This is a genomic window from Streptomyces sp. NRRL B-24484, assembly GCF_000717715.1.
Classification (GTDB): domain Bacteria; phylum Actinomycetota; class Actinomycetes; order Streptomycetales; family Streptomycetaceae; genus Kitasatospora.
In genome coordinates, this window is sequence record NZ_JOAI01000042.1 from 26,617 (window position 1) to 49,423 (window position 22,807).

Sequence of the window (22,807 nt, forward strand, 5' to 3'; positions counted from 1 at the left end):
CCGCCCGTCAGGTCCAGGCGGAGTCGTCCAGGAGCAGCAGCGAGCCCGACCTGGCCTGCACGGTCTCCGCCGCGGCCGCCTGGTCGGCGTGCACGCTGCGGAGTGTCCAGGCGCTGTCGGCCGCAGCCGGATTACTACCCGTCAATATCGCCGCACCCATGACAACTGGCACGACGGCAAGCCGAACAAACCGGCGCATACGAGACATTGCGACCGATCCCTCCTCTGGGAATGCCTACCGAGTGAATAGAGAAGTCTCGAACATTGACCCAAATCATGCCGCAAGAGCACGCTCGGTGTCACGATCGGCGCATTCCCGCGGGTGCGTCATCTCGCTGCCAGGCAGCCATATGACACCACGTGCCGGTGGACTTGTCGGTCACGAACGTTGGACGATCAGCAAGGTCACACCACATCCGCGGCGCCCGAGCAGCCACGAAGGCACCGCCCCGACCACACCACAGCGGAACTCGCCTCGGGGCGAGCCCGGACGCCAATCGCTCGCCGGACGTCAGACCAGCCAGCGGCCAATCCCCGGAGTCGACATGAGTGAGCCCTACCTGCGCCATCGCACCGCCCAGGCCTCCGAGGGCCGGCGCGCACGGGTCTTCCTGGCCGCACCGCTGATGCGGCTCACCGGCCCGGCCGACAGCGTGGTGACGCTGGCCAGCCGCACCCGGCTGACCACCCTGCGGACGACCCTGCTGCGCAGCGGCGCAGCCGTCTACAGCGCCCACCACAGCGACGCCTGGACGGTGGCCGGCCGCGCCCCCGAGCCGCGGGTGCCCTCCGACTTCCGGGCGCTGCAGACCGCCGACCTGGTCTTCGCCTACGTCGGCGCGCCGCTGTCGGCCGGTGTCAGCCTGGAGCTGGGCTGGGCCTCGGCGCTGCGCAAGCCGATCGTGCTGCTGGTCGACGAGGCGATCACCCACAACCCGCTGATCGCCACCATCGAGCAGGTCGCCCCGGTGCTGCCGCTGGTCTTCGACGACGGCTGGTCGCAGGACGCCCTGCAGCACACCGTGGAGACCGCGCTGGACTGGGCCGGCATGGCGCTGTCGCTGCGCGAGGGCTTCTGGACGGCCCCCGGCGAGCAGTTCCCGGTGCCGCGGCAGTCCAAGGGCGACTCGTTCGGCTACTGGTCCCCCGGGATCGCCACCGGCTGACGCGGCGTCACTCCGGCCGTTCCTCGGCCGCGTCGGCGCGCATCTGCCAGCCGAGCTGGAAGAGCGTCTCGGCGCCGTACAGCTCGCGCAGCCGGGCGATGTGGGCGGCCACCGTCCGCTCGCCGAGCCCGAGCCGGCTCGCGACCGTCCGCTGGGTCAGCCCCTGCGCCAGCAGCCGGCCGACCTGCTCGTGCACCGGGATGCCCTTGCCGTCCTGCGGGGCGGTGCGCCACTGCACCCGCTCCGCGCGCTCCCAGTCGCGTTCGAAGACGCCGACCAGGTAGCCGACCACCGCCGGGTCCTCGACGAAGGCCGCGCTGCTGTTGTCGGCCGCCGCGGGGAGCACCGCGATCCGGCGGTCGAAGACCAGCATCCGGGTGAAGGGCTCGGCGAGGATGCGGAACCGGGCGCCGAGCTCGGTCAGTTCGGCCGCGTAGTCGGCCGTCGCCTCGTCCAGCCGCGCGCCCGGGTGGTAGACGGTGCGCAGCGTGGCGCCGCGGGCCAGGAAGGCCCGGGCGCGGTCCCGGCCGGCCGCCAGGTGCCCGGCCGGGCGGGCGCCGCCGGGCTGGAGCGCCAGCGCCTCCTCGCGGGTGTCCGCCTCCAGTTGCAGGAGGCGGTGCCGGATCTGGCCGAAGCCGTGGACGTGCTGGACCTCGCCCGTCCGGTCGACCCTCGGCGGGGTGGCGTCGTAGGCCTGGGCCAGGTCCTCCAGCGCGCCGGGCGTCTGCTCGGCGCGGATCAGCATCCGGGTGCCGGCCGAGCGCAGTTCGGCGCTGAGCCGGTCGCTGACCGTCCGGGGGTTCACCGCGGTGAGCGAGGCGTCCTCGGCGTGGTGCACCAGGAAGCCCAGCTCGACCAGCCGGAGCACCGCCTCCGGGTTCTCCGCCAGGGCGTCGCGGAACATCACCCGGCCGCCCTGGGCCAGGACGGCCCGGTAGAGGGCCCGCTCCTCCTCGTTCGGGAGCGCTCCCGTGCCGCCGTCAGCCATGCCGCTCTCCCCGCTGTGACCGTCCCATGGAGATAGAGCGCCTGCGGGCGGAAAACGTCACAGGACATGTCAGCCGCGGCGGTGCCGCGCGGGGCCGGTCAGTCACGGCGGCTCCCCCGCATCAGCCAGCCGAGCTGGAAGAGGGTCTGGGCGCCGTACCGCTCGCGCAGCCGGGAGATGTGCCCGGCGACGGTGCGCTCGCTGAGCCCGAGCCGGGTGGCGACGGCCCGCTGGGTGAGCCCCTGGGCGAGCAGCCGTCCGACCCGGTTCGCGGCGGAGGCGGCAACGGCGGGTGCGTCGACCTCGGCCCACTGGACGACGTCGGCCCGGGCCCAGTCGCGTTCGAAGGTCTTCACCAGGATGGCGACGGCCGCCGGGTCGGAGATGAAGGCCGCGCGGCTGTAGTCGTCGGCGGCGGGGACGACGGCGACCGAGCGGTCGATGATCAGCATCCGCTCGAAGGACTCGTCGAGGACGCGCAGTCCGGCGCCCTGCTCGGTGAGCTCGGCGGCGTATCCCAGCGTCCAGGGCTCGGCGAGGACCTGCGGCTGGTAGAGGGTGCGCATCCGGGCGCCGCGCTGGACGAGGGCCAGGTCCTGGTGCCGGGCGAGGGTTATGGTGGCCGGCTGCCGGGGGCCGGGCTGGGCGGTGAGCATCTCCTGCTTGCAGTCGGAGACGAGTTCGGCGATCCGGTGGCGGATCCGCTCGCGGCCGTCGACGTAGGTGGCGCGCTGCGGGTCGTCGCTCTGCCGCGGGAGCGAGTCGTACGCCCGGGTGAGCGGGTCGAGGTCGGCGGGCAGGCGCTCGGCCCGCCAGAGCAGGTCCGCGGCGGCGGAGCGCATCTCGGAGCCGATCCGGTCGCCGACCGCCCGCGGGCTGACCGCCACGTAGGCGCCGTCGATCGGATTGGGCACCAGCAGGCCGACCCGGACGAGCTGCTCGACCGCGGCGCGGTCCTGCTCGGGGACGGTGGACAGCGGAATCCGGCCGCCGCGCGCGAGCACGGCGAGGTAGAGCCCGCGTCCCGCCTCGTCGGGCAGTCCGGAGCTCCGGTCCGTCGGTTCCGCAGCCACCTCGAAGTCTCCCTGCCGAACTTTCCCCTCAGTGTCGGATCATGATCTCAACAAGTTCGGATCGGGAGGGATTCGGTACCCCGTTTCGACGCGTCCCCCGGCCCGGCGCGCACGGAGCGCGCCGGACCGGGGGACCCGTCATGTCACGCCGTTGCCGAAGGCGCTTCCGGCGAGGCGGAGCAGCAACGCCTCGCCGAGTCCGGTTCCGGGGGCCATCACCACACATGGCGTCCCGGCCGGCGCTCTTCCCCCCGCGGCAGCGGCGCGGACGCACCACCACCCACACTGAAGAGCAAGTCACCGTCCCTCGGGCTGCGGTTGCCCGGACGGCTGGCGTGGTTCCACCCTCACAGCGTGACGGCCGAGTCACAAGTGGCCACCGCCTGCAGGTTTCCGCAAGTGCAGGAACTTGCAGTCCCCGGCGCGGCGGGCGGAACGGGAATCTCCGGTCCGCCGGACATCCGGGTGTCCGCCCGGGGTGCGGTGCCCACCAAACGTCCATTCGGCGTCCGTGAGGCCTCCACACGACCGATCCCCCCCTGCGGTGGAATGCGCGCGTCCGCCGGCCGCCGGGCGCCGGATCGTACACGCGGTCGAATCCCTGACGCCGCGGGGAGCCGCTCCCACCTGGGCGGCAGCCGTCCGGTGGCACCGCGTGCCATCACACCCCGGGCGCCTGTCCGAATACCCCGGAATGGCCGCCGCGGGATTCGTGCACCGAGCATCTCCGGGCGGATTCCCGCCGTCCGCTCCGGCCGCGCCGGAAGGACGCGGCGAGAAACCGCAATTCGCCGTCCGGTGTGTTCCGCGCCACGTCGCCGAAGTCCCGCCGCGGCCGGCCGCACGGGCCGGCGTTCAGCGATTCCGCACCGGCTCCGCCGGACAGGCCGCCGCCCGCCAGGTGGCCGGGAGCGCGGCCGCGGTGCGCAGGGCGGCCACCGCCCAGGCCCCGAGCAGCAGCGCGTAGAGGGCCGCGGAGAGCGCGGCGAAGCCGCCGAAGCCGGTGTGCCGGGCCAGCGCCGCCGCCCCGGTCACCAGGGTGCCGACCGGGAAGGTGAAGGCCCACCAGGTCATCGCGAACGGCATCCCGGCGCGCAGGGCGCGCAGGTTCGCGGCGACCGCCGGGACGAGCCAGAGCAGGGCGAAGCCGAGCACCGCCACGCCGTACAGGACGGAGAGCGCCCGGGCGGACCCGGCGAGCGCCGGGGCCGCGGTGCGGGCGGCGTCCGCCAGCCCGCCCGCCGCGGTGGTCGACTGGCCGAGCGGGCCGAGGACGAGGAAGAGCGAGGGGGTGAGCACCGGGGCGAGCCGCCCGTGCACCAGCCCGGCGAAGACCACCGGCAGCACCAGCGCCACACCGAGCAGACCGGCGCCGAACAGGGCACAGCCGGCGTACAGCAGCACCGGCCGCGAGGGCTCCGGCAGGTGCGGGACCAGCGCCGCGGCGGCGGAGGCGGCGACCAGGGGCGCGACCGCGGGCAGCAGCCAGGTCGGGTTGGTCTCACGGGCCGCCGTCCGGTGCCGGGTGATCATCAGGTACGGGACGCCTGCCGCCACGGCGACCGCGTACAGGGCGCCCGCGCACCAGAGCACCAGGTCGACGGCGACCGCGGCGCGGGTGCCCAGCACCGGGGCGCCCGCCACCAGGGTGGCGTGCCCGACCGCGAGCAGCGCCATCGGCGGACAGCCCTGGAAGACGGCGGTGGCCGGCTCGTCCAGCAGTTGGGCGCGGACGGCGCCGGGATGGCGGACCAGCTGCACCGCGCGGGCCGCCGTGACGGCCGCCAGCGCCGCGACCGCGACCAGCCAGACGGCCGCCGCGAAGGCCGCCCGCCCGGGCAGGCCCACCGGAACGGCGGTGGCCCCGGTGGCGACGATCGCGGTGCCCATCACCGCCGCGTACCAGTTCGGGCCGAGCCGGCCGAGGCCGGGCCGCGCCGGCGCGGCCGCAGGCCCGTCCCCGGTGACGCCGGCGCCCGTGACGCCGGTGCTCGTGACGTCGGCGTCCGTGATGTGGGCGTTCGCGGGATCGGCGGGCTGCGGGGCTGCGTCCGGCGGCGCTGCCGGGGCAAGGTGCGGTGCGGCGGTGAGGGTGGGCATGGCAGCAGCCTCCGCCGCGGGCCGTCCGGCCGGTAGCCGTCCACGATCTATGAGGGCATAACCTGGCTCTATGCCTCTCTCGTCGCGCGTCCCCGACATCGGCGCCCTGGAGCTGTTGCTGGCCGTCGCCCGGCTGGGCAGCGTCGGACGGGCCGCCGCCGAGCTCGGGGTGAGCCAGCCCGCCGCGAGCGCCCGGATCCGGGGCATGGAGCGGCAGATCGGCGTCGCACTGCTGGAGCGCTCCCCGCGCGGCTCGCGGCCCACCGAGGCCGGGCAGCTGGTGGTCGAGTGGGCGCGCAACGTGGTCGAGGCGGCGCAGGCCCTGGACGCCGGAATCGACGCGCTGCGCGGCCGCCGGGACGCCCGGCTGGTGGTGGTGGCCAGCCTGACCGTCGCCGAGTACCTGATGCCGGGGTGGCTGCTGGCCCTGAACGAGGTCAGCCCGGACACCGCGGTGACGCTGCGGACGGCGAACTCGGCGGACGTGGCGGCGCACGTCCTGGCCGGCGACGCCGACCTCGGCTTCGTGGAGGGCGCGGGCACCCCGCCGGGACTGGCCGGGGCGGTGGTGGCCGCCGACCGGCTGGTCGTGGTGGTGGCGCCGCAGCACCCCTGGGCGCGCCGCCGCAGACCGCTCACCCCCGCCGAGCTGTCGGCCACCCCGCTGGTGCTCCGGGAGCCGGGCTCGGGCACCCGCGAGGTCCTCGACCAGGCGCTCGCCCCGCACGGCGGGACGGCACCGCCCCGTCTGGAGCTCGCCTCCTCGACCGCGTTGAAGGCGGCCGCGATGACCGGCGCCGGGCCGGTCTGCCTCTCCGAACTGGCCGTCGTCGAGGAGCTGGCGACCCGTCGCCTGGTGGCGGTGCCGGTGGAGGGGCTGGACCTGCACCGGCCGCTGCGGGCGGTCTGGCCGGTCGGCCGGCGGCCCGCCGGCCCCGCGCGGCTGCTGCTTGGTCTGACCAGGGAGCCCGCCCGGCGCGGATGAACAACGGGTGACGGGACGGGCAGCCACTGGACCCGGAGGGTTGAGCGAACTAGACTCAACTTACTGGATGCTGAACGAGGCAGACTCGATGCCCGAACGGAAGGAGCACGCCACCAGTGGATGCCGGCAAGTTCACCAGCAAGACGCAGGACGCCCTGTCCGCCGCGATCCGGCAGGCCAGCGCCGCAGGACACCCGGACGTCAAGCCGGTGCACGTCCTGCTGGCGCTGCTGGAGCAGCCGGAGGGCATCGCCCGCCCGCTGCTGGAGGCCGTCGGAGCGGACCCGGCGCGGGTGACCGCCGCCGCCCGTCAGCAGCTCGCCGCCCTGCCTAGCGCGCAGGGCTCGACCGTCGCCGCGCCGCAGCTGGCCCGCGACACCCTCGCCGTCCTCCAGGAGGCGGGCAAGCGCGCCACCGACCTGGACGACCAGTACCTGTCCACCGAGCACCTGATGGTCGGCCTCGCCGCGGAGGGCGGCGCGGTCGCCGAGCTGCTCAAGCAGAACGGCGCCACCCCCAAGGCCCTGCTCGCGGCGTTCAAGGACGTCCGGGGCAGCGCCCGGGTCACCTCCGCCGACCCGGAGGGCACCTACAAGGCCCTGGAGAAGTACGGCACCGACCTCACCAAGGCCGCCCGCGACGGCAAGCTCGACCCGGTCATCGGCCGGGACACCGAGATCCGCCGGGTCGTCCAGGTGCTGTCCCGCCGCACCAAGAACAACCCGGTGCTGATCGGCGAGCCCGGCGTCGGCAAGACCGCCGTCGTCGAGGGCCTCGCCCAGCGGATCGTCGCCGGCGACGTGCCCGAGTCGCTGCGCGGCAAGCGGCTGGTCGCGCTCGACCTCTCCGCGATGGTGGCCGGCGCGAAGTTCCGCGGCGAGTTCGAGGAGCGGCTGAAGGCCGTCCTGAACGACATCAAGGACAGCGACGGCCAGGTCATCACCTTCATCGACGAGCTGCACACCATGGTCGGCGCGGGCGCCGGCGGCGACTCCGCGATGGACGCCGGCAACATGCTGAAGCCGATGCTCGCCCGCGGCGAGCTGCGGATGGTCGGCGCGACCACGCTCGACGAGTACCGCGAGCGGATCGAGAAGGACCCGGCGCTGGAGCGCCGCTTCCAGCAGGTCATGGTCGGCGAGCCCTCGGTCGAGGACACCATCGCCATCCTGCGCGGCCTGAAGGGCCGCTACGAGGCGCACCACAAGGTGGAGATCTCCGACGCGGCGCTGGTCGCCGCCGCCACCCTCTCCAACCGCTACATCACCGCCCGCTTCCTGCCGGACAAGGCCATCGACCTGGTCGACGAGGCCGCCTCCCGGCTGCGCATGGAGATCGACTCCTCGCCGGTCGAGATCGACGAACTCCAGCGCTCCGTCGACCGGTTGCGGATGGAGGAGCTGGCGCTGGAGAAGGAGTCCGACCCGGCCTCGGTGGACCGCCTCGCCCGGCTGCGCCGCGATCTCGCCGACAAGCAGGAGCACTTGAGCGTGCTCACCGCCCGGTGGGAGCAGGAGAAGAAGTCCCTCAACCGGGTCGGCGAGCTCAAGGAGCGCCTCGACGACCTCCGCGGCGCCCTCGAACGGGCCCAGCGCGACGGCGACTTCGAGCGCGCCTCGAAGCTGATGTACGCCGAGATCCCGGCCGCCGAGCACGAGCTCGCCGAGGCGCAGGACCGCGCCGCGGACGAGCCGAACGCCACCATGGTCAAGGAGCAGGTCGGCCCGGACGACGTCGCCGACGTGGTCGCCTCCTGGACGGGCATCCCGGCCGGCCGGCTGATGGAGGGCGAGAGCGCCAAGCTGCTGCGGATGGAGGAGGAGATCGGCCGCCGGCTGATCGGCCAGGCCGAGGCCGTCGCCGCGGTCTCGGACGCGGTGCGCCGCACCCGCTCCGGCATCGCCGACCCGGACCGCCCGACCGGCTCCTTCCTCTTCCTCGGCCCCACCGGCGTCGGCAAGACCGAACTCGCCAAGGCGCTCGCCGACTTCCTCTTCGACGACGAGCGGGCGATGGTCCGCATCGACATGAGCGAGTACGGCGAGAAGCACTCGGTCTCCCGGCTGGTCGGCGCCCCGCCCGGCTACGTCGGCTACGAGGAGGGCGGCCAGCTCACCGAGGCCGTCCGGCGCCGCCCGTACAGCGTCGTACTGCTGGACGAGGTGGAGAAGGCCCACCCGGAGGTCTTCGACGTCCTGCTGCAGGTGCTGGACGACGGCCGGCTCACCGACGGCCAGGGCCGCACCGTGGACTTCCGGAACGCGATCCTGATCCTCACCTCGAACCTGGGCAGCCAGTTCCTGGTCGACCCGGCGACGCCGGACGAGCGCAAGAAGGAGCTCGTCCTGGAGACGGTCCGCACCGCCTTCAAGCCGGAGTTCCTGAACCGCCTCGACGACATCGTGGTCTTCGACCCGCTGGGCACCGCCGAACTCAGCCGGATCGTCGACCTGCAGGTCTCCCGGCTCGCCGACCGGCTGCGCGACCGCCGGCTCGCCCTGGAGGTCACCCCGGCCGCCCGGGACTGGCTGGCCCTCACCGGCTACGACCCGGCCTACGGCGCCCGGCCGCTGCGCCGCCTGGTGCAGTCGGCGATCGGCGACCGGCTGGCGAAGGAGATCCTCTCCGGCCGGGTGCACGACGGCGACACCGTGCTGGTCGACCGGGACGAGGAGCACGACCGGCTCTCGGTCGGGCCGCGGCCCTCGCTGGTCAAGTGACCCGCCCGCCGGCCGGGTCCGCCCCGGCCGGCGCGGGTCAGGCCCCGACCGTCCCGGTGAGCCGCACCGCCTGCTCGGCGACCGACTCCCGGTAGGCCGCCAGCCGCTCCTGGTGGGCGGCGATCAGCTGCCGCTGGTAGCCGGCCAGCACCGCGAACCAGATCCCGGCGAGGTTGCCGGCCGCGGTGCAGCGCTCGTCCGCGGTGGCCGCGGCCAGCTCCTCGGCGGTCGGCCGGCCGGGGCCGTGGTAGCGGGCGACCAGCCCGTCCGGGGTGGTGTCGGCGAAGCCCGCGTCCTTCATGCAGACCGTCCAGGCCCTGGTGGCCGCGACCACCCTGGCGTCCCGGCCGGTCGCGTCCAACGACTGCCCGAACAGCTCGTTCACCAGCTCGGACCCGGCTCCGTCGGCCGGCCGGACGGCGGTCAGCGCCTTCTTCACGCACTCCTGGGCCGCCGCGCCCTCCGCCTCGGAGGCCGGCGGCCTCGGCGTGCGCACCGGCGCGGCCGCGGTCGGGCCGTGGAAGCCCTGCACCGCGGCCACCTCCGCCCGCAGGTAGCCGAAGGCCCCGGCCGGCAGCGCCGACGCGTCGGGGACGGCACCGCCGCCGTCCAGGGCGTCGTCCCTGGTGAAGTCCGCCCAGCCGGCGGCGTGCATGCAGTCGGCGGTCAGGGCGCGGACGGCCTGCTCCTGCCGGGCGCTCTGCTCGCGGTCCGCCCCGTACGCCGACAGCGGCAGGGCCAGCATCCCCTCGCGCCCGGACGGCGGGGCGGCGGGCGTCCCGAGCGGCGGCGGGGTGAGCCCCGGGGCGGCCGTGCCGCCCCCTCCCGCCCCGCACCCCGTCGGTGCGAGCAGCGCCAGCACCACCGCGGCCGACCGCAGCACGGCGGCCGCCCTCACGCGTGCGCTCCGCTCCCCCGGGCGTGCCCCGTGCCGTCGCGCTTGGCCCGGGCCAGGCGGTGCAGCTCGGCGCGCTGCGCCTCGGACAGCTGCCAGGTGTGCGCGAGCAGCCGGAGCGTCGAGATCCGCGGGCAGGAGACCCCGCGTTCCAGATCGCGGATGGACCGCACGCTCATGCCGGACGCCGCCCCCAGCTCCTCCTGGGTCATCCCCCGGTCCAGCCGGATGCTGCGCAGCAGCGTCCCCAGCCGGTCCTGCGGCGCCCCCGCCCCGAAATCCCCCACCGCACGACTCCTCGTCAGTCGACGCACCCAACCGGACGTCCGGCGGCGCCGGTTGTCACCGCCGGGAGGGTTGCACCGCAAACTAACCGCCGCCGTGGCAGGCGGCAACGCGTTCACATCGGCCGCCGCGTGACATGAATCACTCAAGAATCTGGTTTGTCCGTACCGACCGGTCGTTCTGCCGTCCAACGTCCTGACAACCACCTGGCCCGGCCGGCGGCGCGGTTGCGAAACTCCCGTCCGCCACGACCGACCGGCCGGCCCGTCCGGCCCCGCACAGGAACGGTGACCGCATGACACGCCGATGGAAGCAGGCCGCCCTCACCGCGGCGGCCGCCGCGGCCCTCGTCCTCGCCCTCCCCGCCACCGGGGCCTCGGCGATCAACCGGGTCAGCTGCAACGGACGGACCGACTTCGTCAACATCTACAACTACGGGTGGTCCGGCCACCTGTGCTTCGCCAACGCGGGCTACGCCGACGTGACCATCTACAACGTCGACAACATCTACTCCGGCAACAACCTGCTGTACTACTACACCAGCCTGAACGGCGGGGTGACCCGGCACCTCGACCCGTGGACCTGGGAGGACGACCACTACTACGACAACGGGGCCGAGGGCACCGTGCGCTGGCTGCAGATCTTCTGACCTGGGCGACCGTTCGGCGGCGGAGCGCCCCGCCGCCGCCCGGGAGACCCTGTGCCCGCGGCCGCGGATGAGGCAGGATGGGACATGGAGGCGGTCTCTCATCGCCGACCACCCCCCGCGCTGTGAGATTGAGGACCCCATGAGCATCGACCCGTCGTCCATCCCGTCGTTCGGCGCGCCCCAGCCGCCGCAGGGCGGTCAGCCCGGCGGCGCCCCGTCCGGCCCCCCGCCGGTGATCGTGCCGGACCAGAACCTGGTGGCCCAGCTGCTCGACCAGATGCAGCTGAAGCACGTGATCGACGAGGAGGGCGACCTCACCGCTCCCTGGGACGGCTTCCGCGTCTACTACATGTTCCGCGGCGACCAGAAGGAGCTCTTCGCGGTCCGCGCCTTCTACGACCGCGCGTACGACCTGGGGCGCAAGGGCGAGATCCTCGACCTCGTCGACGAGTGGAACCGCGAGACCCTCTGGCCGAAGGTCTACACCCACACCCACGAGGACGGCGTCGTCCGCCTGATCGGCGAGTCGCAGATGATCGTCGGCACCGGTGTGAGCCTGGAGTACTTCGTCACCACCACCGCGAACTGGACCCAGGCCTCGGTCGGCTTCGAGCAGTGGATGATCGAGCGCCTCGGCCTGCAGGACGACATCGAGGAGGGCGACAAGCCCGAGGACGGCGGCGAGGACGCCTGATCCCGCCCCGCTCCCGCGGTCGGGCCCGCACTCCGGTACGCCGGGGTGCGGGCCCGACCCGTTCCCGGCCGCGCCGCGGTCCGCCCCGGCGAAGGACCCTGGGAAGCGCCCGGCCCGGGCACTACGGTGGGCGCAGCCGCCGACGACACCGCTGGAGACGCCATGGAAGCCCGGCCCCTGCTCAACCGCCGCCTCGCGGGTATGGGAACCACGATCTTCGCGGAGATGTCCGCCCTGGCCACGGCGACCGGCTCGATCAACCTCGGGCAGGGCTTCCCCGACACCGACGGGCCCGAGGAGGTCCGCGAGGCGGCCGTGCGGGCGCTGCGCGAGGGCCGCGGCAACCAGTACCCGCCCGGGCCCGGCGTCCCCGAGCTGCGCACCGCGATCGCCGAGCACCAGCAGCGCTTCTACGGGCTGACGTACGACCCGGACACCGAGGTGCTCGTCACCGCCGGCGCCACCGAGGCCATCGCCGCCGCGCTGCTGGCCCTGCTGGAGCCCGGCGACGAGGTGATCTCCTTCGAGCCCTTCTACGACTCCTACGCCGCCTGCATCGCCATGGCCGGGGCCGTCCGGGTGCCGCTCACCCTGCGCGCCCCCTCGTTCCGCCCCGACGCGGACGAACTGCGCGCGCTGATCACCCCGCGCACCCGGCTGCTGCTGATCAACACCCCGCACAACCCCACCGGCCTCGTGCTGAACGCCGACGAGCTCCGTACGATCGCCGAACTCGCCGTCGAGCACGACCTGTTGGTGGTCACCGACGAGGTCTACGAGCACCTGGTGTTCAGCGGCGGCCACCACCCGATCGCCGCCCTGCCGGGCATGCGCGAGCGCACCGTCTCGATCTCCTCCGCCGGCAAGACCTTCTCCTTCACCGGCTGGAAGGTCGGCTGGGTCACCGGTGCCCCCGAGCTGGTGGCGGCCGTCCGCACCGCCAAGCAGTACCTGACGTACGTCTCGGCCGGCCCCTTCCAGTACGCGGTGGCCGAGGCGCTGCGGCTGCCCGACGACCACTTCGACGGGTTCCGCGCCGACCTGCTCCGCAAGCGCGACCTGCTGGCCGACGGGCTCGCCGGGGCCGGCTTCCGGGTCTTCGTCCCCGAGGGCACGTACTTCATCACCACCGACATCACCCCGCTCGGCGAGAAGGACGGCGCGGAGTTCTGCCGCTCCCTCCCCGGGCGCTGCGGCGTGGTCGCCATCCCGAACGCCGTCTTCTACGACAACGCCGACGAGGGGCGCCCCCTCGTCCGCTTCACCTTCTGCAAGCGCGACGAGGTCCTCCGGGAGGCGGTCGCACGGCTGGGCCGCCTCTGAGCGGCCGACTCGGGGCGGCCGAACGGGTGTGTGGTTAGGCGGGGCGCACCGCCGGCGCGGACGGCGCGTGCGCGGGTGCATGGGAACACGGTTCGCAGAGTCGACACCCCGAATGAGCGGGGTGCTCCGACGGCTCCACCCGGAACGGTGAATGCTGGTCGAGGATGGGTAAATCCCCGACGGACCCGCAGAATTCGTGCTTCTCTGCTGCTGAGTCTCCAGCCGGAATCCTTCCTTCCACGGTCGGCCGCGTCCTGGACCGCACAGCCTCGAACGCCGGCCCGTCGGTGGAGTCGGATGCTGACGGCGGACGCGTTACGGAGTTTGAAACGCGGAGCCGAGCATGCTCACCACACTGCAGACCTCGTACACGGACACCCGCGCCGGCGACCTCGCCTGGCAGCTGGGCGGCGAGCCGCTGCCCGCGCTGGCCGTGCGGGAACTGCGCTTCGCCGCCCCGGCCGGCGGCGCCGCCGGGGTCGGCACGGCCACCCTGCAGCTGCGCCTGCTCGGGGCCTCGCACCAGGTCGTGGTGGCCGCCGGACCGGGCGACTGCCTGGAGACGGTGGCCTGCCTGCCCGGCCGCCGCACCCCGCTGCCCGCCCGGGTGGCCGAACGGGTGGCGGGCTGGGAGTACGAGTTCGCGGCCCGGATCGAGGAACTGCCCGCGCACACCTTCGCCGCCCGCGCACAGGAGCTGCTGGCGCTGGTCGCCGAGCACCCGCACGGCCTGGCGGGCATCTTCCCCGGCGACCCGTGCGCCTTCACCGCGCTGGTCGCCCAGTGCGAGGAGCACCGGGTCCTCTGGCGCACCTGGCACGCCTACCCGCAGGAGGGCCGGCTGGTGTGCACCCGCTCCTCACTGGTGCTGCAGGCGGCCGGCGGGGGCACCGGGACCGGATGATTCACGCGAACGGGGCAGCACCGGCCCGGAACACCGACGAACCGTCAATTCCATCTGGTGCGATGTCCTTCCAACGGGTGCCGCCACGGCCGGTCGATGTCGCTAGCGTTTGTGCATGATCAACCGTCCGGCGGATCCCCCCGCTCGGCCGGGCCTCGACGGCCGCGCCGAAGCACCCCGCGTCCGGCCCGTCGCCCGACCCTGGACCGGCGGCGCCGCACCGCCCGGCGTACGCCGCCGGCTGGCCCGGCCACTGGTGCTGCTGGCCGCCTTCGTCTGCGCCGCCTGCGGGCTCGTCTACGAGCTGGAACTCGTCGCCGTCGGGCAGGCCCTGCTCGGCGACTCGGTCACCCAGACCTCCCTGGTGCTGTCGGTGATGGTCTTCGCGATGGGCGTCGGCTCGCTGCTCGCCAAGCGGCTGACCCGCCGCCCCGCCACCTCCTTCGCCCTGGTCGAGTGCGGGCTGGCGCTCACCGGTGGGCTGTCGGTCCTCCTGCTGTACTCCTGCTGGGCCTGGCTGGACGGCCACCGGGCGGCCGCCGCAGGCCTGACCGCCACCACCTTCCTGATCGGGGTGCTGATCGGCGCCGAGATCCCGCTGCTGATGACCCTCGTCCAGCGGATCCGCCGCGAGCACGCCGGACGGGCGGTCGCGGACCTGTTCGCCGCCGACTACGTCGGTGCGCTGATCGGCGGGCTGGCCTTCCCCTTCCTGCTGCTGCCCGTCCTCGGCCCGGCCGTCGGCGCGCTCGCCACCGGCGCGGTCAACGCGGTGGCCGGCGCCGCGGTGGTGCTGTGGCTGTTCCGCGAGGAACCCCCACCGCGGGCCCGGCTGCTGCTCTGGGCCGGCTGCGGACTGGTGCTCGCCGTCCTGGCCTGCGCGGCCGCCTTCACCGGTGCGATCGAACGCGCCGCCCGGCAGGCCCTCTACGGGGCACAGGTCAGGCTCGCGGTACCCGGCCGGGACCAGGAGATCGTGCTCGCCGGCGGACCGGGCGCCGGCGGACCGCTGGAGCTCTTCGTCGGCGGACGGCTGGCCGTCTGCGGACCGGACGAGTACCGGGAGAGCGAGGCGCTCGTCCACCCGGCCCTTGCCGGCGCGCCCAACGGACGGGTGCTGGTGCTGGGCGGCGGCGGGGCCGCCCTGCGCGAGGTGCTGCGGCACTCCGCCGTCCGCGAGGTCGTGGTGGTGGAACCGGACGCGGCGCTCACCGCCCTCGTCCGGCGCGACCCGGCCCTCGCCGCCCTCACCGGACACGCCTACGACGACCCCCGGGTGCGGGTGGAGCACGCCGACCCGATGTCCTGGCTGCGCCGCGCCCGGCGTGCGGGCCGCCCGCCCTTCGACGTGATCGTCTCCGACCTGCCGGTGCCGCACGGCGACGACGGCCGGGCGGCGCACAGCCAGGAGTTCTTCGGACTGGCCGCCGGACGGCTGGCCCCGGGCGGGCGGCTCGCCCTCCGCGGCGGCCCCGTCTCCCGCGGCCTGTGGACGGCCGAGGCCGGACTGCGCGCGGACGGCCTGCGCACCGTCGCCTACCAGGCCCCGCCCGGGGCACCCCCGGCCTGCCCGCACAGCGGCCCTCCTGCACCCCGCCCGGCGTTCCTGCTCGCGGCCCGCACCCAGCCCGTGCTCTCCCTCGGCCGGGACGCCCCGCCGCCGCGGGCCCTCACCGCCGACGGCCTCCGGAAGTCCGCCGCGGGGCTCGCGGGCCGCCGCCCGGCCCGGCTGCCGGCGCCCTACCGGCTGCTGGACTGAGGCCACCGCCGCCCGCCCGGCCGGGCCGCCGCGGCAGGGCTGCGGGGGCCGTCCGTGTACAGCTGCCGAACCTCCGCGGATCCACCCGACGCCAACCCCCCGCACCGGGCACCCGGGTGGGTAGGCTCGCCGGTATGGAGCATGAGGTTGTCGTCCCGCTGCCGGCCAACGCCGTCCGGCAGGTCCTGCAGGACAGCGAGCTGCTGGCCCGCTGCGTCCCCGGCCTGAGCACCGACACCGGGACATCCCGCACACCGGACGGACAGATCGACGGGCGGCTGCGGCTGCGTGTCGGCAGCTCCACCATCACCTACCGCGGATCGCTCTCGCTGATCCCGGGACGCGAGGGCGTGCTCACCGCGCTCGCCGAGGGCGAGGAGGTGCGGGGCTCCGGCGAGGTCACCGCGACCGTCCGGGTCAGCGTGCACGACCACGCGGACGGCAGCACCATGCGCTTCGCCGGCGACCTCAGCGCCGAGGGCCGCCTCGCCGAGTTCCCGGACGACGTCCTGGAGACCGCGGGCCGCCGCCTCCTCGACCGCCTGGTGGCCGCCCTCGCCGTCGAGGCGGGCGCCAGCCCGGGCACCGTCCTGCCCCCGGCGGACGACGAGACCGAAGAGACCGAGGCCGCGGAGACGGCTGCAGCCCAGGGCGCGGAGACCGAGCCGGCCGAGGCCGCGGAGACGGCTGCAGCCCAGGGCGCGGAGACCGAGCCGGCCGAGGCCGCGGAGGCGGCCGCACCGGCCGAGGAGGCCGCTGTCGAGGAGCCCGCCCTCGAAGAGCCCGCCGCCGAAGAGCCGGCCGTCGAAGAGCCGGCTGCCGAGGCTCCCGAGGAGCCCAGCGCCGAGACCGTCGTGGCCGAGGAGCCCGCCCCGGAGCCCGCGGTCGCCGAGGAGGCTGCTGGAGGAGGCCGGGGAGACCGAGGAGCCGGAGGAGGGCGAGGGCGAGGCCGGGGAGGAGCCCGGGGCGACGGTGGTCTACCTGGACGACCGGGCGGTCCGGGACCTCGACGACGACCTGTCCGACCTGATCGCGTTCTCGGACGACGACGAGCCGCTGCCCTCGCCCGAGCCGGAGCCCGCGGGGCTGGAGTACCAGCCGGAGCCGGCCGGGTCCGGGCCGGTGCGGCGGTCGATCGTGGGCCGTTCCGCGGAGGAGGTGGACCACGCGCCGCCGCACGGCCGCTACGCCCCCACTCCCCCGGCCCGCAGCGCCCGTGCCCGGGCGGCCAGCCGCTGGGGCGGCCCGGAGCCCACGCTGCTCACCGGCGGGGCCGGCGAGCGCAGCGCGATGCCCTGGGTGATCGGCGGCGGGGTGGCGCTGATCGGCGGTGCCGTGGTGCTGGTGCGGGCGCTGCGCCGTCGCTGAGCGGAGGGTCGCGGCCCTTAGACTGGCTGCTCATGAGCACTGAGGACCGCGACGCCCTGCTGGCGCAGATCAAGGACAAGGCCGTCGTGCACGGCAAGGTCACCCTCTCCTCCGGGCTGGAGGCCGACTACTACGTCGACCTGCGCCGGATCACGCTGGACGCCGAGGCGGCGCCGCTGGTCGGCCGGGTGATGCTGGACGCCGCGGCGGACCTCGAGTTCGACGCGGTCGGCGGCCTGACCCTGGGCGCCGACCCGGTGGCGACCGCGATGCTGCACGCCGCCGCCGCCCGCGGCCGGAAGCTGGACGCGTTCGTGGTCCGCAAGGCCGGCAAGGCGCACGGCCTGCAGCGCCGGATCGAGGGCCCGGACGTGAAGGGCCGCCGGGTGCTGGCGGTCGAGGACACCTCCACCACCGGCGGCTCGGTGCTCACCGCCGTGGAGGCGCTGCGCGAGGCGGGCGCCGAGGTGGTCGGCGTCGCGGTGATCGTGGAGCGTGGTGCGGCCCCGGCGATCGCGGAGACCGGCCTGCCGTACGTCACCGCCTACACCCTGGACGACCTGGGCCTCTGAGCCCGCGCACGGCCCGGTGGCGCCCGCGGGCACCACGGGGCGGAAACGGTGACGGCCGGTGTTTCACGTGAAACCACGTGTCACACCGGCCGTCGCCGTGTACGGGACGGTGGCCCTCAGCCCTTGCGGTGGCGGCCGGTGCCGACCGGCTCCGCCGCCGGGGTGTCGCCGCCGGCCTTCTTCTTCCGGCGCTCGCGGATCACCTCGACGATGATCGGGGAGATCGAGATCAGGATGATCAGCGCCATCGCGGGGATCAGGTACTTGTCGATCACCGGAGCCATCGCGTCGCCGAAGAAGTAGCCGATCAGCAGCATGGACTCGGTCCACAGCACGGCGCCGACGACGTTCCAGACGAAGAAGGTCCGGGCCGGCATCTCCAGGGTGCCGGCGACCGGGTTGAGGAAGGTCCGGACGATCGGGATGAAGCGGGCCATCACCACGGCCTTGGCCGGGCCGAACTTCTCGAAGTAGTACTCGGCCTTCACCACGTACTCGCGGCGGAAGATCTTCGACTCCGGTTTGTCGAACATCCGGGGGCCGAGTTTGGCCCCGATGAGGTGGCCGAGCTGGGCGCCGACGACGGCGCAGATCGGCGCCCCGATCAGCAGCAGGGCGATCGGCAGCCGGGCGCCCTCGCCGAGCACCGAGGAGGCCGCGCCGGAGGCGGCCACACCGGCGAGGATCAGCAGCGAGTCGCCGGGGAAGAAGAACCCGACCAGCAGGCCGGTCTCGGCGAAGATGATCGCGAGCAGGCCGATGGCGCCCAGCGACGAGATCAGCGATTTGGCGTCGAGGAGATTGACGGCGAGCTGGTTGTAGTCCACGCGCGCAGGATAGCGCCCTGCCGTTGAAGACGGCTTAAGGAGCGGTGGCCGGGGCCCCGCCCGGTCGGGCCCGTGGGGCTACTGGCGCGTAGGCGCCGTTCGCGTCCCGACTGGCGGGCCGTGGGTGACCGCGGAGGGTGAGTCTGGGAAGATGGCCCCGGTGTCCGGCCTGCGGTCGAGGACCACCCTCTTCTCGTACCGCGAAGCACGCCGTGAGCCAGAGGCGTAAGAGCATCGGACAGCGTCGTTCGATCGCCCCACACCGACAGGAGCGAATTCGCATGCCCATCGCAACTCCCGAGGTCTACAACGAGATGCTGGACCGGGCCAAGGCGGGCAAGTTCGCCTACCCGGCCATCAACGTGACCTCGTCGCAGACCCTGCACGCCGCGCTGCGCGGCTTCGCCGAGGCCGAGAGCGACGGCATCATCCAGATCTCCACCGGTGGTGCGGAGTTCCTGGGCGGCCAGCACAACAAGGACATGGTGACCGGCGCCGTCGCGCTGGCCGAGTTCGCGCACATCGTGGCCGCGAAGTACGACATCACGGTCGCGCTGCACACCGACCACTGCCCGAAGGACAAGCTGGACGGCTACGTCCGCCCGCTGCTGGCGGTCTCCGCCGAGCGCGTGGCCAAGGGCCTGAACCCGCTGTTCCAGTCGCACATGTGGGACGGTTCGGCCGAGACCCTGGCCGACAACCTGGCGATCGCGCAGGAGCTGCTCGCCCAGGCCGCCGCCGCCAAGATCATCCTCGAGGTCGAGATCACCCCGACCGGCGGCGAGGAGGACGGCGTCTCGCACGAGATCAACGACGAGCTGTACACCACCGTCAACGACGCGGTGCGCACCGCCGAGGCGCTCGGCCTGGGCGAGAAGGGCCGCTACCTGCTGGCCGCCTCCTTCGGCAACGTGCACGGCGTGTACAAGCCGGGCAACGTCGTGCTGAAGCCGGAGCTGCTCGCGGAGCTCCAGGCCGAGATCGGCAAGCAGTACGGCAAGGCCGACCCGTTCGACTTCGTCTTCCACGGCGGCTCCGGCTCGACCGCCGAGGAGATCGCCACCGCGCTGGAGAACGGCGTCGTGAAGATGAACCTCGACACCGACACGCAGTACGCCTTCACCCGCCCGGTCGTGGACCACATGTTCCGCAACTACGACGGCGTGCTGAAGGTCGACGGCGAGGTCGGCAAGAAGAACACCTACGACCCGCGCACCTGGGGCAAGCTGGCCGAGGCCGGCATGGCCGCCCGCGTGCTCGAGGCGGCGCAGCAGCTGCGCTCGGCGGGCAACCGCATCAAGTAGTGCGCTCCGCGTCCGCGAGGACGCGAGAGGGACGGCCGTGGCCCCGGGGAGTCGACTCCCCGGGGCCACGGCCGTCGTGCGTCCGCGGCGGGTCAGCCGACGGCGACCCGGGCGCCGCCGCGGACGGCGGGCTGCTCGCCGCGCAGCCGCCGGTAGTGCCGGGCGGCCTTGGCGCGGTTGCCGCACTCGGCCATCGAGCACCAGCGGCGCATCCCGTTGCGGGAGGTGTCGAGGAACCAGAGCGGCAGGCGGTGCGGTCCGGCGCAGCTGCGGATCCGCTCGGGGGCGGTGCCGAGCAGCTGGAGATAGTCGTCGAGGGCGAGCCAGCCAGCCAGCCAGGCCGGGTCGTCGACCTCGACGGTGGTGGCGGGCCCCTCGGCGGTGAGCCGGTAGCGCAGGGCGCCGCGGGCGAGCAGCCGGTCGACCTCGCGGACGGCGTCCGGGTCGGCGGGCGCCCGGCCGGGCCGGCGCTGGTCGTACGGGGGGCTCAGGGTGGCCTGCAGCGCCTCGCGGGTGTGCCGGGTGGCGGAGAGCGCGGCGCCGTCGGCGGGGCAGAGCCCGGCGAGGCCCGCGGAGGAGAGCCAGATCCGGTAGCCGTCCAGGTCGTCGAGCAGGTCGCGGGCGCCGGCGGGGGCGTCCCAGCGGGTGTTGAGCAGGTCGAGGGCGAGGGGCTCGCCGAGCAGCGGCCGGCGGTCGGCGGGGTCGGCGGCCCGGGTGCCGGCGGTGCCGGCCGGGCCGTGCCAGCGGCGGTCGGGTCCGGGCGCGCCGAGGGCGAGGTCGAGCAGGGTGACCCGGGCGTCCGCCAGGGTGGTCAGCGGTGTGCCGTGTGCGCGCATCGTGCTCCCTCGGCCGGTGTCGGGCCGCTCTCCTCCCGGTCCCCGGGCGGCACTGCGCGGGCAGTGCGGCGGCACCGGGCCAGTCTGGCGCCGGGCCGGGCGCGCCGGAACGGCTGGGCACCCGGTGTGCGCGCAACGGCCAGAGGCCGTGCGCAGCCTCATAACTGACCCACGGGAATCTTTTCTAGCTTCGGATGTGCCAGACCCGGACACGCAGATCCGAACGCCCGATGGGGAGAGTGAAGCACGATGGCTCAGGCCGAATCAGACCTGGCACAGCCGGGCGCCGAGGCGCCCAACGACCTGCTGAACGGCGACACGTACCTGGAGAGCCTGCGTGACGGGCGCCAGGTGTACATCGACGGCGAGCTGGTCAAGGACGTGACCGAGCACCCGGCGTTCCGCAACGCCGCCCGCTCGATGGCGCACCTGTACGACGCGCTGCACCACCCGGACACCAAGGACATGATGACCACGGTCGACCGGTACACCGGCGCCCGTGTCCACCGGTTCTTCACCCCGGCCCACACGGCGGACGACCTGGTCAAGGCCCGTGACGCCATCGAGCACTGGGCGCGTCTGAGCTACGGCTTCATGAACCGCACGCCGGACTACAAGGCCTCCTTCATGGCCGGCCTGGCCGTCACCCACTCGTTCTACGAGCCGTTCGGCGACAACGCCCGGGCCTGGTACGAGAAGTACGCCCGTCAGGCGCTGGCGATCAGCCACGCGATCGTCAACCCGCCGGTCGACCGCCACAAGGCCGCGCACGACATCCCGGACGTCTACCTGAAGGTCGTCGAGGAGCGCGACGACGGCATCGTGGTCGAGGGCGCCAAGCTGATGGCCACCGCCTCCGCGCTGACCCACGTCGCCTTCGTCGGCCAGATCCACCTCGCCAACCTCGAGAAGGGCAAGGCCGAGGACATGGCGCTGGCCTTCATGGCGCCGCTGAACACGCCGGGCATGAAGGTGATCTGCCGCCCGTCGTACGAGAAGAAGGCCAACAGCCCGTTCGACAACCCGCTCTCCAGCCGGTTCGACGAGAACGACGCGGTGCTGGTCTTCGACAAGGCGTTCATCCCGTGGGAGAACGTCCTGATCTACCGGGACACCGAGAAGATCCACCAGTACTTCCCGCGTTCGGGCCTGCTCTCCCGCGGCTTCTTCCAGGGCGCGATCCGGATGGCCGTGAAGCTGGAGTTCATGGCGGGCGTCCTGGACCGCGGCACCCGCCTCAACGGCACCGACAAGTTCCGCGGCGTCCAGGCCGGCCTCGGCGAGCTGCTCGCCTGGCGCCACCAGACCTGGGCCGTCACCACCGCGATGGCGATGGACCCGGAGCCCGCCGAGGGCGGCACCGTCCTGCCGCGGATGGACTACTCGGCCGGCTACCGGGCGCTCGCCCCGATCAGCTGGGACCGCACCCACAAGTTCTTCGAGGAGCACCTGGCGGGCGCGCTGCTGATGACGCCGTCCAGCCACAAGGACCTCCAGAACCCGGAGCTGCGCCCGCTGTTCGACCGCTACTACCGCGGCTCCGGCACCACCGCGGAGGAGCGCGCCAAGCTCTTCAAGATGGCCTGGGACGCGGTCGGTTCGGAGTTCGGCGCCCGCCACGAGCTGTACGAGCTCAACTACGCGGGCGGCCCGGACCAGGTCCGCCTGGACACCCTGAACTGGACCCGCGCGGCCGGACTGCTCGACCAGTACGGCGACTTCGTGCAGAAGGCCATGGACGACTACGACCTGGACGGCTGGCGCAACGGCCGCTGGGCCGAGACCGACTGACCCGGCCGGGCGGGCGGCCGCGGACGCGGCCGCCCGCCCTCCGCTCACAGGAGGCGGTAATGAACCACGATCTACGCAGCGTCATGCGTCACTTCGCCACCGGGGTCTGCGTCGTCAGCACCTACACGGACGGCGCCGACGGCCGGCGGCACGACGCCATCACGGTCAACTCGCTCACCTCGGTCTCGCTCGACCCGGCGATCATCACGCTCTGCTTCCGGCACGACTCGCGGTTCCTCGCGGACCTGCGGACCGCCGGCGTGTGGGGCGTGTCGATCCTGGACCGCGAGTCCGAGGGCCACGCCCGCGCCTTCGCCAAGGACCCGGAGTCGCGCCAGGTCTCGCTGACCGAGGCTCCGCACAACTTCGGCGACGCCACCGGCGTGCTCCTGCTGGAGGCCGCCGGCTGGATGGAGGTCGCCTACCGCGACGAGCTGGTGATCGGCGACCACGTGATGGTGATCGGCGAGGTCGTGCGGCTCGGCGCCGCCGACTCCACCGCTCCGCTCATCTTCCTCCAGGGCGGATTCCACACCCTCGAACTCACCCGTTCCTGAGACAACGGAGA

At 73.9% G+C, this 22,807-nt stretch carries 21 protein-coding genes and 1 pseudogene; 14 read left to right on the forward strand and 8 right to left on the reverse strand.

The genetic code is table 11. The features are described 5' to 3' along the window. Positions 1-7: 7 nt before the first annotated feature. Positions 8-145: a hypothetical protein gene (locus IE98_RS49585; protein ID WP_159401129.1), complete on the reverse strand. Its 138-nt coding sequence runs from the start codon at positions 143-145 to the stop codon at positions 8-10. Positions 146-545: 400 nt separating this feature from the next. Here IE98_RS49585 and IE98_RS45255 point away from each other — a divergent pair, with 400 nt between their 5' ends. Further along, positions 546-1,166 (forward strand): hypothetical protein, encoded by a 621-nt coding sequence (locus IE98_RS45255; RefSeq protein WP_030274576.1) that lies wholly within the window; start codon positions 546-548, stop codon positions 1,164-1,166. A 7-nt stretch (positions 1,167-1,173) separates the two neighbouring features. On the opposite strand, the gene IE98_RS45260 is transcribed toward IE98_RS45255, so the two are convergent. The 3 genes from IE98_RS45260 to IE98_RS0130670 form a co-directional block, all read right to left on the reverse strand. Beyond that, entirely contained in the window at positions 1,174-2,154 is a 981-nt protein-coding gene (locus IE98_RS45260) for a hypothetical protein (protein ID WP_052391185.1), read from the reverse strand. Positions 2,155-2,252: 98 nt separating this feature from the next. Then, positions 2,253-3,227 (reverse strand): helix-turn-helix domain-containing protein, encoded by a 975-nt coding sequence (locus tag IE98_RS0130660; RefSeq protein ID WP_030274580.1) that lies wholly within the window; start codon positions 3,225-3,227, stop codon positions 2,253-2,255. A gap of 855 nt (positions 3,228-4,082) precedes the next feature. After that, a complete protein-coding gene (locus IE98_RS0130670; RefSeq protein ID WP_078661428.1) occupies positions 4,083-5,327 on the reverse strand; it encodes a C4-dicarboxylate ABC transporter in 1,245 nt (414 codons plus the stop codon). A 70-nt stretch (positions 5,328-5,397) separates the two neighbouring features. Here IE98_RS0130670 and IE98_RS0130675 point away from each other — a divergent pair, with 70 nt between their 5' ends. Together IE98_RS0130675 and clpB are read left to right on the forward strand one after the other, a co-directional pair. Then, positions 5,398-6,312, forward strand: coding sequence for a LysR family transcriptional regulator (locus IE98_RS0130675; RefSeq protein WP_030274584.1), 915 nt, complete (start codon positions 5,398-5,400; stop codon positions 6,310-6,312). Between the two features lie 116 nt (positions 6,313-6,428). Further along, positions 6,429-9,032, forward strand: a complete 2,604-nt coding sequence (clpB, locus tag IE98_RS0130680) for an ATP-dependent chaperone ClpB (RefSeq protein WP_030274586.1) — start codon at positions 6,429-6,431, stop codon at positions 9,030-9,032. 37 nt (positions 9,033-9,069) lie between these two features. Here clpB and IE98_RS0130685 read toward each other — a convergent pair whose 3' ends face one another. Further along, positions 9,070-9,930 carry a hypothetical protein gene (locus tag IE98_RS0130685; protein ID WP_030274588.1) on the reverse strand — a complete coding sequence of 287 codons (861 nt, stop codon included), beginning with the start codon at positions 9,928-9,930 and terminating at the stop codon, positions 9,070-9,072. After that, positions 9,927-10,214: a helix-turn-helix domain-containing protein gene (locus IE98_RS0130690; RefSeq protein WP_030274590.1), complete on the reverse strand. Its 288-nt coding sequence runs from the start codon at positions 10,212-10,214 to the stop codon at positions 9,927-9,929. The genes IE98_RS0130685 and IE98_RS0130690 overlap by 4 nt, the downstream gene beginning before the upstream one ends. Before the next feature lie 293 nt (positions 10,215-10,507). On the opposite strand from IE98_RS0130690, the gene IE98_RS0130695 reads away from it, so the two are divergent. The 8 genes and pseudogenes from IE98_RS0130695 (at position 10,508) to pyrE (ending at position 17,481) form a co-directional block, all read left to right on the forward strand. Next, the gene (locus tag IE98_RS0130695) at positions 10,508-10,861 is read left to right on the forward strand and encodes a beta/gamma crystallin domain-containing protein (RefSeq protein WP_052391186.1); all 354 of its coding nucleotides are present in this window, start codon (positions 10,508-10,510) and stop codon (positions 10,859-10,861) included. Between the two features lie 139 nt (positions 10,862-11,000). Continuing rightward, the gene (locus tag IE98_RS0130700) at positions 11,001-11,555 is read left to right on the forward strand and encodes a YbjN domain-containing protein (RefSeq protein WP_030274594.1); all 555 of its coding nucleotides are present in this window, start codon (positions 11,001-11,003) and stop codon (positions 11,553-11,555) included. Positions 11,556-11,717: 162 nt separating this feature from the next. Then, positions 11,718-12,878 carry a pyridoxal phosphate-dependent aminotransferase gene (locus IE98_RS0130705; protein WP_030274595.1) on the forward strand — a complete coding sequence of 387 codons (1,161 nt, stop codon included), beginning with the start codon at positions 11,718-11,720 and terminating at the stop codon, positions 12,876-12,878. Positions 12,879-13,221: 343 nt separating this feature from the next. Beyond that, the gene (locus IE98_RS0130710) at positions 13,222-13,782 is read left to right on the forward strand and encodes a DUF2617 family protein (RefSeq protein WP_030274596.1); all 561 of its coding nucleotides are present in this window, start codon (positions 13,222-13,224) and stop codon (positions 13,780-13,782) included. 115 nt (positions 13,783-13,897) lie between these two features. Next, positions 13,898-15,541 carry a spermidine synthase gene (locus IE98_RS0130715; RefSeq protein ID WP_052391187.1) on the forward strand — a complete coding sequence of 548 codons (1,644 nt, stop codon included), beginning with the start codon at positions 13,898-13,900 and terminating at the stop codon, positions 15,539-15,541. Positions 15,542-15,675: 134 nt separating this feature from the next. Continuing rightward, positions 15,676-16,092 (forward strand): annotated as a pseudogene (locus tag IE98_RS52665) (SRPBCC domain-containing protein); the annotation flags it as partial. A gap of 421 nt (positions 16,093-16,513) precedes the next feature. Further along, on the forward strand, positions 16,514-16,909 hold the full coding sequence (locus IE98_RS51290; RefSeq protein ID WP_030274599.1) for a hypothetical protein: 396 nt from the start codon (positions 16,514-16,516) through the stop codon (positions 16,907-16,909). A 32-nt stretch (positions 16,910-16,941) separates the two neighbouring features. Next, on the forward strand, positions 16,942-17,481 hold the full coding sequence (gene pyrE / locus IE98_RS51295; RefSeq protein ID WP_030274601.1) for an orotate phosphoribosyltransferase: 540 nt from the start codon (positions 16,942-16,944) through the stop codon (positions 17,479-17,481). 116 nt (positions 17,482-17,597) lie between these two features. On the opposite strand, the gene IE98_RS0130730 is transcribed toward pyrE, so the two are convergent. Further along, complete coding sequence (locus tag IE98_RS0130730) at positions 17,598-18,308, reverse strand: DedA family protein (protein WP_052391188.1); 711 nt, start codon at positions 18,306-18,308, stop codon at positions 17,598-17,600. Between the two features lie 281 nt (positions 18,309-18,589). Here IE98_RS0130730 and fbaA point away from each other — a divergent pair, with 281 nt between their 5' ends. Next, positions 18,590-19,612, forward strand: a complete 1,023-nt coding sequence (gene fbaA / locus IE98_RS0130735) for a class II fructose-bisphosphate aldolase (RefSeq protein ID WP_030274604.1) — start codon at positions 18,590-18,592, stop codon at positions 19,610-19,612. Positions 19,613-19,704: 92 nt separating this feature from the next. On the opposite strand, the gene IE98_RS0130740 is transcribed toward fbaA, so the two are convergent. Further along, positions 19,705-20,448, reverse strand: coding sequence for a CGNR zinc finger domain-containing protein (locus IE98_RS0130740; RefSeq protein ID WP_078661430.1), 744 nt, complete (start codon positions 20,446-20,448; stop codon positions 19,705-19,707). Positions 20,449-20,697: 249 nt separating this feature from the next. Here IE98_RS0130740 and IE98_RS0130745 point away from each other — a divergent pair, with 249 nt between their 5' ends. Further along, on the forward strand, positions 20,698-22,239 hold the full coding sequence (locus IE98_RS0130745; RefSeq protein ID WP_052391189.1) for a 4-hydroxyphenylacetate 3-hydroxylase family protein: 1,542 nt from the start codon (positions 20,698-20,700) through the stop codon (positions 22,237-22,239). Positions 22,240-22,298: 59 nt separating this feature from the next. Further along, entirely contained in the window at positions 22,299-22,796 is a 498-nt protein-coding gene (locus IE98_RS0130750; protein WP_030274610.1) for a flavin reductase family protein, read from the forward strand. Positions 22,797-22,807: the final 11 nt, after the last annotated feature.